This is a genomic window from Sporosalibacterium faouarense, assembly GCF_016765695.1.
GTDB classification, from domain to species: Bacteria; Bacillota; Clostridia; order Tissierellales; family VENL01; genus Sporosalibacterium; species Sporosalibacterium faouarense.
The window spans coordinates 1-19,435 of record NZ_JAETGO010000090.1 but is presented as its reverse complement, the minus strand read 5'-3'; the positions used below and the strand labels follow the sequence as shown (position 1 = coordinate 19,435).

The following is a 19,435-nucleotide window of genomic DNA, read 5'->3' as shown; positions in this document are numbered from 1 at the left end:
AAAAAACGGGGTAACTTTTTATTAGTTTATAACCTCTTCTATTTCAATATTCTTTTCTATTAGTAGATCCACAAAACCCTCTCCCACTTTTATTACAGGTCGTGTAGGTTCATTTTTATGAATTAAAATTATTTCACCTATATCTCCGGTGTTAAGTTTTACCACATTTCCTACATAAAATTTAGATATATTATCTAAAAAGACTCTAGCAATACGTGGATTTAACTTATTAAAACTGCACCTTGCAATATATTCAGCTGCCTTAAATGGAGATTGCTTAGACTTATACACCTTGTCTGTGGTCATTGCATTAAAAATATCACATATAGCAATTATTTGTGCAAATTCATGTATTTTCTCTGACTTAAATCCTAATGGATATCCACTTCCATCTTCTCGCTCATGATGCTGTAATGCAGATAGAGCAACACTTTTACTTACTCCAATTGTATCCTGTAAAATATTGTATCCATAAACAGTATGCTTTTTCATTATTTCAAATTCTCTAGAATTAAGCTTGCCAGCTTTATTAAGAATATCGTGGGATATTTTTAACTTCCCGATATCGTGAAAGACTCCTGCATACCCAATTAGCTTTAGATCTTTATTGCTGTAATTTAACCATTTCGCAAGCATTGTTGCAAGCATAGAAACTTTAATTGAATGTTCAAATAAGTAATCGCTTTCCTTCTGTAGCTGTCTTAGCTTACCCAAAACATTATTACTTTTTGTTACTTGATTGATTAAATCATCCATTACATCACTTATTTCTGTGATAACTGGCTTCTTACCTAATTGTATACTATGAAGTAGTTTTTTTGTCTTATCAGCAAACTCCTTATGTGTCTCTTGAAGTTCATATTCTTCTTCGACTATTAGTAACTCCTTATCTTCTTCTATCTTCTGAAATATATGAACATACTTTATTCCAATACTAGATATACGTTCGATAATTCTGCTATTTAAAACTGTTCCAGAAGTTATAAGGGTTATACCATTCTCTTCGTTCTCGATATTCTTACTTAGTACCATCCCTGGCATAGCTTCTTTAATATCAATAATTGGCACTAAACCACCTTCTTTTCTAAGCTTTTTTTAAAGAAACAATAGCCCCCATCATGTTTGGTATTTCCTACAAACTATTTTAATTATAATTCGTTAGTATATTTTTTCTACATTTATGTAGAATTTCCTTCTAATTTCGAACAAAATAGACAGAATTATCAAATTTAGGTCTCTATTCCTAATTTTTTAAAATAATATAAAAATAAGGAACTAAAGAGTTCCTTTGCTACTTTTTAAGTATTTATCTATATGCTTTGATACTATGACTGTAAGTATAATTGCTAATGGAATTCTTATGCCTAAAAGCAACCATCCATTTGCTCCTATGGCAATAAAAATTAAGGTATCCTCTATTACTGAATGACATGTTACAAGAAATATCATTAGTAAATATAAGTCTTTCTTTGATAAATCTCCTTCTTTAGCACTTTTTATAATAACACCTGCTCCATATGCCAGTCCTAAAGTCAATCCCACCATAAGTGGAAAAGATGAATTTTTAGATATTCCTAAAAATTTAGTTCCTGGTCTTAGTATATCTGATAACTTATCCAATACTTTTAAATCCTTCAAAATTTCCATAATAAACATTAACGGTATTACAACCTTTGCAATAGTAAAAACCGACTCTAAGCTTCCTTTTAATGCCTCTCCTAATATTGAAATGAATTCCATCCTTATCCCTCCTTACAAAACTAAGTTCAGTACTATACCTGATAAAATTGCTAATGACAATCTAATTATTATAACTACCGTAGCACTGATACCAGTCTTTTTCGCAACAGCCGTTTCCATAAATAAGCTGTGAGAAAATGAAAGCATAATAGCAATTATAGTGATTTGCTTTCCTGTAAGTGCTAAAGAAGCAACCGCTCCAAGAGCTGCATATAGATTAATAATGTTTCCAAGAACTAGCACTATTGCTGCTTCCCCAGGTAATCCTACTATTTTCATTATAGGAGCGAATAAACTAGATATCCAATCTAAAACCGGAGTATATTTTAGTAAAGTTACAAAGAAATAAACTGGAACTATAATCTTTGTTAGAAGCCAAGTAGTTTTCAATCCACTTAAAATTCCATTTTTTAATGTTGTTTTGAAGCTTTTATTTTCATCTCCTGTTACATTGTTTTCTCTTTTTTCTTCGGCAGTGCTTTGCCCCATAGCTTTCATCCCTTCATTGTAAACTAATGATATTATAACATAGGGACTCGAAATATTCATCCTATTTGTTCATACGAATATATGTGAGTACATTCATTCTTCTTACATAGGACTATTATTATCTTAACTATTCTATAATTTATTTTATGGATATACATAAGGACTTTCGGGTTCACTAACACGTTCTATACTACTGATCTTTAATAAAGGTAATGAAATTTCTTGATTAAATTTTGGATCAAGATATACGGTTGTATTTACTGTTCCAGTTATTCTTACCCATTCACTATCATTAAAATTATTTGCTTCTTCCGATTCACATAATAATCCAATCACTTGGGTATCTGCTACACAACAGCTTAATAGCATTCTTGCAATAACAAACTGATTTTCTTTGAAATCTTCCTGTCTATATATGAAACCTATTACACTTACTTCTTGATTCAAAAACTCTTCTGTATTATTTGAGACATTATTTATAGTGTCTAAAAACACTTGTGACTCTTGAGTATTTGCAAAGGAAATATAATCGGTATTTATTTCCATTTGATTATCAGTTATCGATTGTGCTTCCGAACTTTCAGTAGCTTTATCTACTTGTACTCCACTATTTTCTATTTCTTCTTTATTATCAATATCTTTATCCTGAATATTTCCTATATTTGAGTTTCTAATTTCACCCAAATTGACTCCCTTTTTAGCAATAATCTGAGCGTTTAATCCCTTAGGATTAACTATAAAAACTAATAATAGTGGAAGGACAAATAAAATATATCCCTTTCTTATTTTGGTTCCATGGCCTTTGCTAAATACACGTGTAATTTGAACGATTGAAAGAATTACTAAAACATAGAATGTAATCTTAACATACTGTGTGAGCCTTGGATGGATAAATAATTTCAGTTTATCAGTGGATGTTAAATCATAAAGCAAAAATGTAAAGCCAAGCAGAATTATAAACCATATAAATTCATTTATATTAAATTTTCTCATTATATCCCTCCTATAGCCCTATAAAGTTAACTAACATTGACATACCAAAGCAAACTAAAGCGATTATAGATATAAGCTTTATAACAAATTTTATCTTGAAGCTACTTGCTAGCATTATTGTATTTTTTATATCTATCATTGGCCCAAATAATAAGAAACCTACAATTGACCCAGTGGTAAATTGACCTAGAAAAGTTCTAGCAATAAATGCATCAGATTCAGAACAAATTGAAAGTACAAATGCTAAAATCATCATCATTAAAATAGAAGAGATCGAACCATCTCCTATAGATAATAAGGTATCTCTTGGAATAAGAGTTTGCATCATTGTAGATAAAAAGGCTCCTAAAATTAAAAATTTACCTACATCGTAGAACTCAATACTTGTATGCCTAAGGGTATCTAAAATTTTTCCCATTATATTAAACCTACTTACTGCACTATGATCTCCACAACATTCCTCATGATGGTTATGGTGATGACTATGATTATTATCATTATTATCACAGCTTTTACTATCATGATCATGTCCACAACTACAACTAGTTGTATTTGATAATATATTGGATCTAAGAGGACTCCTTCTTCCCTGTAATATTCCAACTACATGTCCAATTAATATGGCACTAGTAAAGCCTAAAAATCCCCTTAAATAAACCATATAGTTTGCTCCGACAAATGCATATTTTGTAGATGCCAATACAATTGGATTTACTATAGGAACAGCCATCATAAATGTTATAGCAATATGTATCGGAACTCCTTTTTTTACTAATCTTCTTGTAATTGGAACAATAGCGCATTCACATACAGGAAATATTAATCCAATTAAAGAAGCAAAAAACAATCCTAGAAATCTATTTTTAGGAATAATCCTAACTATAGTCTGTTCAGTAACAAACATCTGGATTAATGAAGAAATGAAAGAGCCTAAAATTATAAAGGGTAAGGCTTCTAATATAATGCTTACAAAGATTAAGGTAAATCCCTCTAGAAAATCTTGAACTGGTTTTGCTACGATATCTTTATCAAATATTTGAATTAAATGAAACATAAAAAAAGCAAAGATAAAAATTAGAATAGTACTTTCAATCCAGTTTTTTTTATATATCTCCTTTAACATATGCTATAACATCTCCTCTTTAAAACAATCTATATGGTAATATATTATTGAACTTATTCTGATATTAGTACAAAGTTCTAGTTCCTTTCAATAATACTTACAAAAAAAATCCTACCCTATTTCTAGATGTAGGATTTTAGTTCGTAATTATTGTAATATATTGTTAAATTTTTCAGCTATTTTCTTCATGTTATCAATATAGTCAAATGCTAAAGGGTTTACTTGAATTACTTCTCCATTAATCTCATCAGCTATAGTTCTTGCCTGCTGACTATCAAATTCTGCTTGATAAAATACAAATTTAATATTATTTTCTTTGGCATAATCAATTACATATTGAAGCCTTTTCATTGTAGCTTCCTTTCCTGATTCCTCTATGCTAACCATATTTAAGCCATAGTCATCGGCAAAATATCCAAATGATGGATGATAAATTATAAAAGATTGTTGATCAACCCCACTAAGTATATCTTTAATTTCTTGATCTACTGAATCAAGCTCTTGAATATAGTTCTCAGCATTTTCTTCATAAATTTCTTTGTTTGATGGATCTAAAGCTGTAAGCTCATCTCTGATTACATTAATCATAACCCTAACTCTTTTCGGTGATAGCCAAATATGGGGATCTCTCCCTTCATGATGATGATCTTCTTCATGGTCTATATCATCATGATCATCCTCTTCGTCATGTTCATCGTGTTCATCATGCTCATGAGCTTCATCTTCACTAAAAAAACGATGCGGGTATACTTCACCTACTTTGTCAGCTAATGATACTACCTTTATATCATTATTTAGATCCTTTGCTTTAGGTAAAATATTGGCTTCCTCTGTAGGCACACCAATAGAAAAGTAAATGGATGAATTACTAAAATCCTCTAATTCCTTTGGTGTTGGTTGATAATTGGCAGGACTATTTCCTGGTGGTATCATAGTTACCACATTAACTAAATCACCAGCTACTGCTTTAACGAACGCTTCCTGAGGAATAACGGAAACAGCAACAGTTAAATCATTTGCATCTTCGTTATTGTTCTGTGGATTATTCTTTTCTGCCTTAAGACTGTTACTGCATCCAACAGAAACCATTGCTATAATCATTAGGCCAATCAAAAATAGAGTTACTTTTCTTCTCAAATCTAAAACCTCCTTGTTGCAAATCATTTGCATTTACATTTAACTTAATTGTAACACATATTCCAAGTCTGTCAAGATAGAAAATAAAAAATCAAACTAAATAATAAAGGTACCTAACGGTACCTTCTAAGCTAATTTCTCATCATTTGTATTTATAGAGTCAGTCCATTTTCCACATTTATCTCCATATCTAGCAATAACTTTATCATCTGAAGTAATCTCTACAACTTCACACATATTTGCACAGTCATTACATTCAAATCCCCTTACTTTATACTCAATATCAGTTATATCAATCCCCTTAAAGTTTGTCTTTCCTTTACTTTTTACCTCTTCTTTAGCTAATATACCAGCACCTATTGCTCCCATCACATCATGATGCTTAGGTACATATATTTCTGTGTTCAAGGCTTGTTTAAAGGATTGCTTAATACCTTCATTTGCTGCAACTCCACCTTGGAATACAATAGGACCTTGTATATCTTTTCCTTTACCTATATTATTAAGATAATTTCTTACCAATGCTTGACATAACCCTAAAATAATATCTTCTTGATTATGTCCAAGTTGTTGTTTATGTATCATGTCAGATTCTGCAAAAACAGCACATCTTCCAGCAATCCTTACTGGATTCTTAGACTTAAGAGCAAGCTTACCAAAATCGTTTATTTCGACTCCTAGTCTCGCTGCTTGCCTATCTAAAAAAGATCCAGTTCCAGCAGCGCAAACTGTGTTCATTGCAAAGTCTGTAACAATTCCATCCTTTAGTATAATTATTTTTGAATCTTGCCCTCCTATTTCTAATACTGTTTTTACATTAGGAACATAGTTTAAAGCTGCAATAGCATGGGAAGTGATTTCATTTTTTACAATATCGGCACCGAGTATTATACTTGCTAAATGTCTGCCACTACCTGTGGTGCCTACTCCCTTAACTTTAAAGTCTCCTATTTCATTTTTTATCTCTCGTAGGCCATTTTGTAGTATTACTAGTGGTTTTCCTTGAGTTCTTAAATATTTCTTTATTATCACATTTTCTTCTTCATCTAGCAATACAATATTTGTGCTAACAGACCCTACATCAACTCCCAGATAATAGTTCTTCATGATTATCTTCCTCCCATCTTTTCCATAGAAGATCTACAAAAGCTTCTAGTCTAGTTTGATACCCAGCTTCACCGGTCATTTCATCTACTATTAAAGTCATTATAGGTATATTGTAATCCTTTTGAATCGTTGGTAAAATACTTTCAGCAACAATTTCTGGCATACATGTCAAGGGCAAAATTTGAATTATTCCATCATAGTTTTCCTTAGCATATATAATTGAACTTCCTATAGTTTCTCTACCATGTCCTCCAACTAAAGTGCTCAAATAAGGTGCTGCTTCCTTCCATTTTCTTTTTTCCTCTCCCGAGCCAAAAGGACCTGGTAAAAGATGATGTTTTACCCAACTAGATGGCTTTAATGCTTTATCTACTTCAACCCCTAAATGTCCAAGCTTTCTTTCAACATAGAGATTAGCAAAGGGTTCTATAATGGTATATATCTCTCCAACAATACCTACCTTTAAAGTCTTTTTGTTTTGGTCAATTTTTACATTGTCTAGCTTTGTCCTTGTTTCTTTAATTAACTTACTCGTTTCTTCCATACCATGTACATTTCTTACTTCTTCATAGAAGTTATCAATTATAGTATCAACCTTAAAGCTATTGAAAGCTTTAGCACGAATTTTATTTGAATATTCGATTAGATTGTCAACCTTTTCAAGTATCTTTCCCCCTCTTACTATACTTCTTAAAATCCTATATACATTTTTTGTATCTGCTGCCTTCATAATTCTTCTTAATAGCTCCATCGGTCTACCATCAGGTGGATCAAATACAATAATATCAACATCGTAACCTAAATCTTTAAGAATCTCTTTTTCCATTAAAGAATAGAATCCAAATCTACATGGTCCACAACTACCAGTTATAAGTATTGTGTCCGCACCTTTTTCAATACTCTCCACATAATTGCCAATATTTATCTTCAAAGGAAGGCATATCGTTTCTGGAGAATGTTTTGTCCCTATTTCCAAGGTCTTTTTACTGCATTTAGGAGGAAGTATAACTTCATTTCCCAGATCCTCCATTAGGACCTTAGCTCCAATAAATGTATTACCCATGTGTGGAAATGTTACTTTCATCTTTTCCCCTCCATCTAATCATATCTATAAAAGCCTCTACCCTAGTATTAACCCCGGCTTCCCCAGTATGTTCATCTAGTGTTAATAAAGTAAAAGGAATGCTATTTTCCCTTGCTTTTCTTTCTACCAAATCTATTAATATGGAATCAATACCACATCCAAAAGAAGAAACATAAATAATCCCATGTATACTCTTTTCTTCTATTGCTGAAAAAGCAGAACCAATTATTTTTCTACCAAAGCTCCAAAACATCCTTTTAGGTAATCTTGAAGAATGTTGATTAATTTGATCAGTATCTATCATTTCTGGAGTTAATACATTAATGTCCTGACTTTGAAGCTTCTTGATTAAATTCATACTGATATGCTCATCATATAGATTATAGGAATGTCCTAAAATCATAATATTTAAGTTGTTTTGATTAAAACTCTTATTTCTTTTTAATGACAAATTATACATTTTAACTGCTTCAATTGGCACTATTCCTTGATTTATTAAGTCTAAATATCGTTCATAATGCTTTAATGCTTTATTATATGCCATAGCTATTTTAGATAGATTTGAAGTGAAATACTGACCAGTTTTGATAACTGCTTTAAGAAGGTTAAGATTCGATTTTCTTAGATTAATTTCAATATCAATTATAGGTGGCAAATCTTCGATCGTATTTTTTACCATCTCAGGTAAGCCTAAAAATTTTGGACAAATGAATTCCTTCTTGTATATGCTAACAAACTTAGGTATAAATAAATAGTCTACCTTATCCTTTAAATCACAAACATGGCCGTGAAATACTTTCACTGGCAAACATGCTTCATCTACACAGTTAGATACACCTTGGTCTAGTATTGTCTTGTTTGTTTTTTTAGACAAAATAACTTCTGTCCCAAGCTCATTTAAAAATTCTTTCCACAAAGGATAATAATCATAGAAAAGCAATCCCTGTGGTATTCCAACTTTATATGTCATTTTACCCCCTCCAATCTCACTTATGTATTATGTACAATAAGTCTATCCAATATAACAAAAAAGAAAAAAAGAGTACATCAAAATAATTTGATATACTCTTAAAAAATATTATTTTATTTACTGGTTCTATATTTAGCTATGACCTCAGCCACTAAATTTATGTTTGCTATTAAATCCTCCTTAGAACTACTCTCAATAGAGTTACGTAGATAGTTAAAGAATTCATCAGGTTGCTTAAAGGGAAACTCTATTAAACAAAGTAGTCTTCTCATTCTAGTCTTTCTAAGTATATTTGGCATACCTTTAATATTTCTATCTACAAATTCAATAAAATTATCAACGGCTTGATCCAAGTAATTATCATCCACTACTTCTATTTGATTTTGGAATAAAAGCTCTTCTTTTTCCAGGCTCATATCATTCATATAAGATAATACTCTTTGAGTCTTAAGTAGCTGATTATTAGACTCTTCGTCCATCTGACTTTCTCTTTTATAAAACTCAGTTATTATTTCTTGTAATTTTAGATTATCTTCACCAAAATCTTCTTCAATACTCTTGATTCTGTCTTTACATTTATCAAATATTTCTTCTTCTAACTTGTTGTTTTCTTCATCACAACTATCCCACAGCTTAAGAATATCAAGAATATCTTCATCTAATTTAGTGAGTCTTTTCTTTAATAGATTTATAACTATATATCTATTTAGTATTAATCCAATTTTTCTAATAACATCAACTATTCTATCAATTTCAGTCAATATTTCTGTAGTATCATTATGAAGCTCTAATAAATTATCTAAAGAACTATCTTTAAAATCAAATTTCTTCAATTCATGGGTCTTTCTAAAATAATAGTCAAATCTCTGTCCGTAATCTTCCTCCATAGTACCATTAAAAATTGTTTTATATCTATCTAACAGAATTGAAACCTCTTCCTTGCTACTACTTCTCAAACCTTTTATAATTGCAGTTTTAATAATATCATAATATTTATTTCTAGAGATCCTCATAGGGATAACTGATACAACTTCCATTGCTCTATAGGATAAAGAATCCATATCCTCTGTAAGAAATTTATATACATTCTGATAGAATTTATCCATATCTATATTTTCTACGACATCCACATATCCCCTCTTTATATCGTCTTTATGTAATGTTTCACTTGCAATTTCGTTCAAATAGGATATTTCTGTAACGTATCCTGATATACTTGAAAGTAAATCTTGACATCCAGCTCTTAAATTTTTAAAGTAACCGTAACCCAGTTCCTTTGACATTTCGTTTGAATTAATAACTAAACTTATATCTAGATCCTTGTTTCTTATTTTTTTATAAAGCTTTACTATCTTTTCTCCATCTTCACCTTGGTTATTTATCAAATCTATATTTTTGTTATAAATTTTCTTTAAATCTATTTCCATCATTATGCTCTCTAAAATAGCCATTTGACCAATATTATTTAATTGATTTTCATTAATTTCTAAAATTAGTTTCTTTAATTCGCTTGTGTCTATTTCCGTATTATTTGTTAAATCGAATTTGTTTTTTGTAGTCATTAGTATCTCCCTTCATTATATTAATCCCACTTCATTATATAAGTTTACTACTAGTATTATATTTTTTCAAATATTTTAACAAAATAAAAAATACTTCCAAGTAGATAGTCTATTTTAATTAATTAGACTGTCTACTCTAGAAGTATCATGAAGGTCCATTTTTTTATATTTAAAAGTCAGTTATAATATCCTCTAATTTAATTTTCTATAAATCATAATATAATTCAAATTCTTTTGGATGAGGAATACAATTAATTTTTTTTGCATCTTCTCTTATCCTTCTTATTTGATCTTTTATAATACCTTCAGTAAACACTCCTTCTGCCAGTAGAAAATCATAATCCTTTTCCAATGCATCAGCAGCTTCATCTAAAGATTTTGGTAAAGCTTTAATCTTATCTCTTTCTTCTACTGGAAGGTCGAATATGTTCACGTCATAGGGCCCAAAGCCTGCTTCTGTAGGATCAATTTCATTAATGATTCCATCTAACCCTGCCATTAATAATGCTGAGTAAGCAAGATATGGATTAGCAGTTGCATCGGAAGGTCTAAACTCAAACCTCTTATCTTTAGGTGTTTTTGCATAACCAGGTATCCTGATAACAGCACTTCTATTAGCTGTTGCAAAACAAACACTTACTGGTGCTTCAAAACCTGGTACAAGTCTTTTGTATGAGTTTGTGCTAGGATTAGTAAAGGCCAACAATGCAGGGGAATGCTTTAATATACCACCAATATAATATAAAGCAGTTTGACTCAGTTGTGAATATCCATCCTTATCATAAAAGACTGGTTTACCATCTTTAAAAAGCCACATATGCACGTGCATTCCATTTCCGGCTTCTCCAAAAATCGGTTTTGGCATGAATGTAATCGTTTTCCCCTCGTGTAAACCTAGATTCTTGACTATGTACTTAAGCATTAAAGTTTTATCTGCCATTTCCATTAACTCTCCGGGTTCGACCTCTATTTCTACTTGTCCAACACCTCCAACTTCATGATGGTGATATTTAACTTTTATACCTAGCTCCTCAAGCTGTAAAGTTATTTTTGATCTTAAGTCATTTGAAGTATCCCTTGGTAAATCTACATGATATCCTTTTTGATGTGGAACTTGAAATCCAAAGTTTTGAAAGTCGTTTTTTCCTGTATTCCAATGAGCTTGTATTGAATCAATAGTAACCTCTTGATGATTACCAGCAGTTTCATAAGATACATGGTCAAATACATTGAATTCAAATTCTGGTCCTATAATATTTTCATCAGCAATACCTGTTTCCTTTAAATATTTAACTGCCTTTTCAGTAATATATCTAGGATCACCCTCAAATCTTTCAGTTTCATCTCCAATTTTATAAATATTAGCTATCATGCTTACGGTAGGTACTTCACAATAAGGGTCAACAAAAGCTGTACTAATATCAGGCTTAAAAATCATGTCCGATTTTTCAACTGTTAAAAAACCATAACTTGATCCATCGAAACCAATTCCATTTTCTACAGTTTTGGCATTAAATCTTTCTGCAGGAATAGATAAATGATGCCATCTCCCAGACATATCAATAATTTTAAAATCTATAATTTTAATCTCTTCTTTCTCACAAAAACTTTTAACCTCATTTATTGATTTAAACATATTCTACCTCCTCGCTTTTTTTTCGAGCCAATTTTATATTATTGCAAAATTTGACATTTGTCAACATGATTAAAATAAGGTTAATATGCTTAATCACTTAAATAAATATATAATTAAATACAACCCTGATGATCAAAGAATCATCAGGGTTGTGACTAATAACTTCCACATGTATATATTTGTTCAATCTTGTATTACAAAATCTTATTATTTTCATGAGTACTTCATAAGTACCCTTTTCTAATATATTTTCTTATACTATCATCAACATAATATATTTTTTCATATTCATCAATATTATTGATATCTACCCAAAGAAAATCAGTATTTTCCTTATTAAGTATTACTCTTCCATTTTCATACTTCGTAAGATAAACAATAGTAATATATTGTTTGTTCTTTTCATAGTTTATTCCTGAATTAATATCTAATATCTCTTGTATTTTTATGTTAAGAGATGTTTCCTCATTTATTTCTCTTTTTAAGCTTTCTTCAGGTCTTTCTCCAAATTCTAATTTTCCTCCAGGTATATCCCAAAGGCCACCACCAAAAGAGCTATTTTCACTCCTCTTTAGTAATAAAATCTTTCTATCCTTTACTACTAAGGCCTTAGTTAAAACCTCAGACATAATCCTCTTCCCTTCGTTATTCTTTAGTAATGTATTGAATCAATCTAATCTTCGTCGTTATTCATATTACTATCTCTTTTAATTGTAGGTAAGTTTGCATTGCTATTATAATTTGACTGGAGAATTATTACTTCCTTTAATGCTCCTATAAAATCTTCGTCAAATTCATCTGTCTTCATTTCTTCCCAGCAGTCTCTTAAAGCTTTTTCAGCTTCATTGTATTTATTAACTTTAGTAAATACAAAAGCTTTATTCATTATATATACTTTTTTTATTTCATCATTAATTTTTGATATAGGGTTTACATTTTCTATGTTACTTTTTTCTTCCTCTAATTGTCCTTCTTCTTTTGATTGATTTATATCTATAGAAGCATTTTCTTCATCATAAAATTTATTTTTATCTTTTATACTTTCTTTATTAGAAGCAAAAATCTCTTCATAAACATTTATGGCTTTTTGAAATTCTTTATTCTCTAGATACACTTTTGATTTGATGAATAACGCATTAAATTTCCCTTCTTCAGTAGAAGAATTCTTCATCCACTTATCAAGAGCAGCTATAGTATTCTTTGTACTTTTAAGCTTATTGATATCTATATCAAAAATCAACAGCGTTTCTTCATCCCTTATATCTGTCCTATTAATATAATTTTCAAGTAGCTCATCATATAACACATCAATATTTCCATTATTATTTCCTTCGGTGATTAAATAGTAGTTAACACCTAGAGTATTCCAATAGCCTGAATTTCTTAGATCCTTCAACGTCTGTATTGGATTTGAATCATATAAGTGCTTTTCCTCATATGGTATATAATGTATTATAGATATATATTCTAGAGTTGATATTGCTCTTCTATATAGCTTATCTTCAATTGAAAGTTGTTTACCGCCATAATCCCCAAATAACATATACTTCCTATATTTTGGCATATTTAGCAATTCTATATTTTGTAGGTATTTACCTTTTAAATATTCCATGTCAAGATAAAGCTTCTTAAGAATTACAGCTGTTTCTGCCCTTGTGATATTATTCCTTGGTCTAAAGCTATTATCATCATATCCTTCGATAATCCTATTACTTACTAATTTATTAAGTTGATCATAGTATTTATAACTTGATCTTATATCCTTAAATATAACTTTATCTTCTCTTATTGAAGGTGACGTAAAATAACTTGAAAGTATGATTGCTTCTTCTCTAGTTAGTTTTTTATTTGGTTGTAGCTTATTTCCAGGGAAGATATCTTGAAATTTCAATTTACTATCTTGCATATTAATGTATTTAACAACTGCCATTATCTTGTCATAAGCCCAATAATTTTCTGTCACATCACTATATAATGGAGTAGAGTTCGAATTTACATCATCTATAAGTCCTTGTAGCTTAGCTGCTCTATACAGCAAAGTAATATATTCCGACCTGCTAACGTTATTATCTGGCTTAAAAGTACCATCTTCATATCCATTAAAAAGTTTCACTTCATTAGATACCCACATTATTGTATCGAAAGCCCAATGGTCAAAAGTATCCATATAAAATATTATGTCATCTGCTGCAGTAAAGTTAATACTACTTATCAAGATAAATACAACTACTAGTAAAGTTACTATTTTCTTCTTCCTCATATTCTTCCTCCCATTATAAAAAGCACTATCTATAATAATATCAATATATTATCCCTATATCAAACTATACCTACTATTTCATTATAACATAATTATTTATAGTTAGACTTTAAATTAATAATAACTAATTAAAATATAAATCTATTGATATGTATATTAAGTAATAAATAATTTTATTCATATAAAATCCCGCCTAATTATTAGGCGGGATCTCAATTTCAAATTATTTTGCATTCATCAATAATTCCAACTGACAATACCTTCATTGCAAATGATCTTAAATTCTCTAAGAAAATTTTTTTGAATTGCTTATCATCTTTGATTTGAGGATGATATATTATTTCCATTCTATCTAAAATATCATTTGTATGTCTACTTAAATATAATGTGAAATATCTTAATACGATATCATTTAATATCTCCATAACATTAGTTGTCTTTATAGAGTTCGATACCAATTCAACCGAATTACCATATTCACTTATATCTAAACCTTGAATAATCTTTTTTTCTTTCTGTATTCTTTTTCCCTTTTTATACATACTCCATGCTATTCCTAAATACATAGTGCAGCAGATTTTTATTAGTTTATTGTCAAACAGAACACCTTTTCCCTCAATTTCTTTAATATCTTTTTTAATTAATGTAGTAATGTAGTTCATAGATTCGTTGGTAAAATTGTTAAAAATCAACATGATATCATTTTCAAATTTATCCATACAAATCTTTTCAACAATATTTAATTTATAATCGGCTAATTCTACTACTCCCAAAATATCCTCTCCTCTAGGATACATGAATATTTTATTTCTTTTTTATTATCTTATTTTTAATAATACTTATTTGTTCATCATTTAAACTATATAAATCATAGAAAAAAGCATTTATTTCTGATTGCTTTTCTTCTATCTTCATTTTATTTATCTCTTCCAATTCCTTACTATGTTTTTTTTCTGTTAACTTTAATAGTTCCTTTACTCTTTCTTCAATATACTTAGTATCTTCAGCCACTTTTATTCTCAAATTCATTACTTTGTTAGGATAATAATCATAAAGATCATCATTTATTTTTTTTGCAATAGTTTTAAAATAAAATTCACAAACGGATGAATTTAAGAATCCTAACAAGTATTCTAATGATATCTCACTATATTCCTCTTTAATACTCATCAAATAAACGTCTGCACTACATAACAGTTCATCATATAATATAGTAAATCTATTATTAGGAGCTTTAAAAGGAAACAATATATTTTTATTTCTGAATACTTCAATGTCTCTTCCCCATTGTAATTGATACCATTCCCTTAATCCTTTTTGACATTCTCTTCTTTTCTTTAGTTTCTCTCTATAAGGAAATATATGATTATATATATTAGGATATGATTCTATACTATCAATCATATCTGCATATATTATAAATTTCTCTATTTCACTTATACCGTATTTTCTTATGCCGCTATTTTTAATCCAAGGTTTTATTACGGACTTTTCTAAACCTTTTTGTTCTATAGTTTTACTATTAACTATAAAGGCTTTATCACATCCTGTAATTATTCCTTGATTACATCTGCAAATCTCACTTAAGGAATACCTCCCCAAATCATTAATGTAATCATATAGCCTCTTCTCTTCCTCGTTAATCAATAACCAACCATCAGAATTAAGATTGGATTTTCTTACTTTAATGCTGTCAAACCCTTTTAGATATCTACCATTACTAATATTAAAATTTTTATCTATCAGTCTGAAAACCTTCACTTGATTACTGATATTTCCATTATTATTACATTTTATTATGGCAGGGCTTATACCTATTCCTTTAAAAACTTTTCTGCCATAGAAATCTATAATTTTATCAATAGTAAGATTGTTATTTATGTATTCTCTTACGCCTTTAGCTGAAGGGGATTCTATAAAATATCTAGAAGTTATAAAAAGTAAGGTTCCGCCAGATTTAAGTAATTCATGACCTCTTTGAAAAAAGCAATAGGATATATCTGCTTTATCTGAATACACCTCTGAATAGTAAAATTGTAACTGTTTTCTATAACTTTTATCTATTTTCTTATGTCCAATATATGGTGGATTACCTATTACTAAATCGAATCTGATATCACCTATTTGTGATTTTTCTTTGCATGCAAGTAAGTCTTCTATATTATTTTTTTCATTTAAAAGAATATCTTCTAGATATATATTTATATTATCGCTATCAATTTTTTCATTTTTAATAGCAAATGTAAATTTACTCATAAATACAGAGAATTCATCAATATCTGTTCCCCATATATTATTTCTAATTATAAATTTATCAATTCCTTCCTCTAATTCATCTTTAATTTCTGGAGTTATGGAAATAATCTTTTTATAATTCCTTTCAAATATGGAATATAACCTATCATAAATTTCAATTAGAAAATATCCTGCTCCACAAGCTGGATCTATCGCCTTAAAGTATGGATTGTTTATTAATCTTTCTTCAGTTATTCCTTCTCGAACCATACTTTTAACTATCTCTTTAGGGGTATACACCTGCCCTAATTCTTTCTTTTCTTTACTACTGATAGATGATTGATACAATTCACCAATTGAAAATCCCTTCAGCACTTCTATATTAATGTTTAAAATACTATCTAATATTATTTCTTTCTCTCCTTTAGACATTACTTTATCCATATCGTATTTTTCCACTAATTCAGAAAAAAACTTAGGTAGCCTCTCTATGTGATTTGTATAGTTAATTAATTGGTATTCCTTCTCCGTAATTATATCTTGCTTTAAATATATTGACGATATAACAGCTTTTGCAGTAAAATATAAAATTCTTTTTATATAATCAATTGATTCTTCTATACTATCTTCTTTATTTTGTCTTATTAGTTTTTTCAATACCTTGTATAGTTTATCTAGTTTTACTCTATCTGTATTCATAGATACTCCTTTATTTAAAATATTTTATTTCATTCTATCACAGAAAATTCTCAAAAACAATTAATGAGGAAGTACACTTCCCCATTAATTGCTATCTATACTATTCGTTTTTAGCTTCTTTAACTCTTTCCCTATACTCTCTAACATCTCTAATGGCACCTCTATCTAAATCATGTTTAAGTTTTCTTTTTTCATAAGGAAAAAATATAATATCTAAATCATATCCAGATGGGTATAAATCATCTTTTGATAAATGTAATCTCAATCTTTTTTTGTGGATTTTTTCAAATTGTTCTTTTCTAAAAACAATATAGTATCCATTGTCATCTTCTGTTTTATAAACTATTCCCTTATTATCTGAATTTCCTATATAAACACTATCTCCCTGCACAAATTCTATGGTTTGAGAATTCTTAAGACTTTCTCTTTTATCATTCTCTTTCTTCTGAGGTAACTTAATATCTACTTTATCAATTTTATATTTTATTTTATCCTGTCCTATACTATTTCTAGTATTAATATAATCCCTCGCTTTATCGAGAACTCTATTACTCATTCCTAACCTTTCAGCTATCCATAAAGCATTACTTTTACCTGCCCTTCCCATTAATAATCGGTATAGTGGCTTGAGTGTAGTAGCGTCAAACTCCATACAGCCATTTTCAAATCCATTATGCTGTTCTGCAAAGTCTTTTATTTCTCCATAGTGAGTTGTAGCTACAGTAATCCCTCCTCTTCGATATAATTCTTCTAAAATAGATGCAGCCAAGCCAGCTCCTTCCGATGGATCTGTTCCTGTTCCTACTTCATCTAAAAGTATCAATGTTGAATACTTTGTTTTATTTATTATCTCAATTATATTTTTTATATGACCTGAGAAAGTACTCAAGGATTGTTCAATACTCTGTTGATCCCCAATATCAACAAGAATTTTTTCAAATATAGATATTTCAGTTCCTTTTTTTGCAGGTATGTGAAGTCCAGATTGAGTCATAAGAGTTAGTAGACCTATAGTTTTTAAGGCAACTGTCTTTCCACCTGTATTAGGTCCAGTTATAACCAGAGTTCTATAATCCTTTCCAATTTTAAAGTCTAGTGGTGTTGCATCCTCTTCTAATAATGGATGTCTACCCTTTATTATTTTAATAAAATCCTTATTATTTACAACTGCTTCAACACCATTTATCGAATTACTATACTTACCCTTAGCAAAAATAAAATCGTATTCTGCCATCACTTCTAGATTTAACTTTATTTCCTTTAAATGAAGACCTATATATCCACTTATTGTTGCTAAAATTTGATACTCTTCTGACTCTTCTTGAGCTTTTAATAAACTTAATTCATTAGTCATCTTTGTAATAGATGACGGCTCTATAAAAACAGTTGAGCCAGTAGCAGAACTATCAATTACTGATCCATCAATTTGATTTTTATAAGATACTTTTACAGGTATTACATATCTTCCATTTCTTTTACTCACAAAAAAATCTTGAATATATTTTTTATAATTTGATGAATTCAGAATCGCTTGTAATTTCTGTTCAATTTTGACTTCAGTTAAATCTATCTTCTTACGAATCCGTGACAATTGACTACTTGCCTTACTACTCACCCTACTTCCTTCTATTGACGATTCTATTTCTGCTTCGATATCCTGAAATTCAGTAATTGAATATCTATAGCTACTTAGAGTAGGTCCTGTATAGTCTTGATTTATCATAAACTTTTTCATCTTACTACATCCTCTAAGGAATGAAGATACTTTTGCTAAATCATCGGGATATAATATTCCTCCCTTTTCAATCTTTCTAATTTGGTCCTCAATATCATGTAGACCTAATAAAGGTATATGAGGTGATTTTCCTAGAATGCTTCTAGCCTCAGTAGTAAGGTTTAATAAATTTTTAATCCCATTTAAATCAGTTATTGGACTAAGATCATCTACTAATTTTTTCCCTAAATCACTGGCAGTGTACTCCTTAATTTTGTCTTTAATTTTCTTAAACTCTAAAGTCCCAAAGGTTTTCTTATTCATTTTAATTCCTCCTATATTTAAATATTTGTTAAGGTTTTAAGTTGCTTTTAATAAATGTGAGTAATCTGTTTCTGAAATTTTAAAATATCAACTAATTTAATTACTTGAAGAAATTACATATTTACAAATTCAATTTTTTTTGCAAGATTTCATTTGATTTACGGTTTATTCAGTCACTTTTTTCTTAAATCAAATAATAAAGTGACTGAATACCGGAGTCAAAAGGATATAATCTTGCATAAAATTTTAATATGCAATTCCCTCACTTATCTTTTGACATTCTTAAAAGTATATTTATACAAATCGAGTAGGAGGTAGATAATTATTTTATCTACCGACCTCTCACACCACCGTACGTACCG

At 29.5% G+C, this 19,435-nt stretch carries 16 protein-coding genes; all 16 read right to left on the bottom strand.

Annotation, left to right across the window (positions count from 1 at the left end):
- Positions 1–21 precede the first annotated feature (21 nt).
- The 16 genes from JMO20_RS20180 to JMO20_RS17505 all read right to left on the bottom strand — a co-directional run bounded on the left by JMO20_RS20180 (position 22) and on the right by JMO20_RS17505 (position 19,073).
- Complete coding sequence (locus tag JMO20_RS20180) at positions 22–1,068, bottom strand: HD domain-containing phosphohydrolase (RefSeq protein ID WP_202711024.1); 1,047 nt, start codon at positions 1,066–1,068, stop codon at positions 22–24.
- A 207-nt stretch (positions 1,069–1,275) separates the two neighbouring features.
- Complete coding sequence (locus JMO20_RS17575; RefSeq protein WP_202711023.1) at positions 1,276–1,740, bottom strand: nucleoside recognition domain-containing protein; 465 nt, start codon at positions 1,738–1,740, stop codon at positions 1,276–1,278.
- Positions 1,741–1,752: 12 nt separating this feature from the next.
- The gene (locus JMO20_RS17570) at positions 1,753–2,289 is read right to left on the bottom strand and encodes a nucleoside recognition domain-containing protein (RefSeq protein WP_243414852.1); all 537 of its coding nucleotides are present in this window, start codon (positions 2,287–2,289) and stop codon (positions 1,753–1,755) included.
- Positions 2,290–2,373: 84 nt separating this feature from the next.
- On the bottom strand, positions 2,374–3,222 hold the full coding sequence (locus tag JMO20_RS17565) for a TIGR03943 family putative permease subunit (RefSeq protein ID WP_202711022.1): 849 nt from the start codon (positions 3,220–3,222) through the stop codon (positions 2,374–2,376).
- Between the two features lie 10 nt (positions 3,223–3,232).
- A complete protein-coding gene (locus JMO20_RS17560) occupies positions 3,233–4,276 on the bottom strand; it encodes a permease (protein WP_202711021.1) in 1,044 nt (347 codons plus the stop codon).
- A 216-nt stretch (positions 4,277–4,492) separates the two neighbouring features.
- Positions 4,493–5,482, bottom strand: a complete 990-nt coding sequence (locus JMO20_RS17555; RefSeq protein WP_243414850.1) for a metal ABC transporter solute-binding protein, Zn/Mn family — start codon at positions 5,480–5,482, stop codon at positions 4,493–4,495.
- A gap of 126 nt (positions 5,483–5,608) precedes the next feature.
- Positions 5,609–6,589 (bottom strand): acyl-CoA dehydratase activase, encoded by a 981-nt coding sequence (locus JMO20_RS17550; protein ID WP_202711019.1) that lies wholly within the window; start codon positions 6,587–6,589, stop codon positions 5,609–5,611.
- Positions 6,564–7,673 carry a CoA protein activase gene (locus tag JMO20_RS17545; RefSeq protein WP_202711018.1) on the bottom strand — a complete coding sequence of 370 codons (1,110 nt, stop codon included), beginning with the start codon at positions 7,671–7,673 and terminating at the stop codon, positions 6,564–6,566. The genes JMO20_RS17550 and JMO20_RS17545 overlap by 26 nt, the downstream gene beginning before the upstream one ends.
- A complete protein-coding gene (locus JMO20_RS17540; RefSeq protein ID WP_202711017.1) occupies positions 7,645–8,643 on the bottom strand; it encodes an acyl-CoA dehydratase activase-related protein in 999 nt (332 codons plus the stop codon). Before JMO20_RS17540 ends, JMO20_RS17545 begins: the two co-directional genes overlap by 29 nt.
- Positions 8,644–8,756: 113 nt before the next feature.
- A complete protein-coding gene (locus JMO20_RS17535) occupies positions 8,757–10,205 on the bottom strand; it encodes a hypothetical protein (protein WP_202711016.1) in 1,449 nt (482 codons plus the stop codon).
- A 205-nt stretch (positions 10,206–10,410) separates the two neighbouring features.
- Positions 10,411–11,841: a type I glutamate--ammonia ligase gene (gene glnA, locus JMO20_RS17530; protein WP_202711015.1), complete on the bottom strand. Its 1,431-nt coding sequence runs from the start codon at positions 11,839–11,841 to the stop codon at positions 10,411–10,413.
- Between the two features lie 224 nt (positions 11,842–12,065).
- Positions 12,066–12,470 (bottom strand): NUDIX domain-containing protein, encoded by a 405-nt coding sequence (locus tag JMO20_RS17525; RefSeq protein WP_202711014.1) that lies wholly within the window; start codon positions 12,468–12,470, stop codon positions 12,066–12,068.
- Between the two features lie 44 nt (positions 12,471–12,514).
- Entirely contained in the window at positions 12,515–14,101 is a 1,587-nt protein-coding gene (locus JMO20_RS17520) for an S-layer homology domain-containing protein (protein WP_202711013.1), read from the bottom strand.
- A gap of 218 nt (positions 14,102–14,319) precedes the next feature.
- Positions 14,320–14,874: a hypothetical protein gene (locus tag JMO20_RS17515; RefSeq protein WP_202711012.1), complete on the bottom strand. Its 555-nt coding sequence runs from the start codon at positions 14,872–14,874 to the stop codon at positions 14,320–14,322.
- Positions 14,875–14,905: 31 nt separating this feature from the next.
- Positions 14,906–17,035, bottom strand: a complete 2,130-nt coding sequence (locus tag JMO20_RS17510; RefSeq protein WP_243414848.1) for an Eco57I restriction-modification methylase domain-containing protein — start codon at positions 17,033–17,035, stop codon at positions 14,906–14,908.
- Between the two features lie 100 nt (positions 17,036–17,135).
- Positions 17,136–19,073 carry an endonuclease MutS2 gene (locus JMO20_RS17505; protein ID WP_202711011.1) on the bottom strand — a complete coding sequence of 646 codons (1,938 nt, stop codon included), beginning with the start codon at positions 19,071–19,073 and terminating at the stop codon, positions 17,136–17,138.
- Between the last annotated feature and the right edge of the window lie 362 nt (positions 19,074–19,435).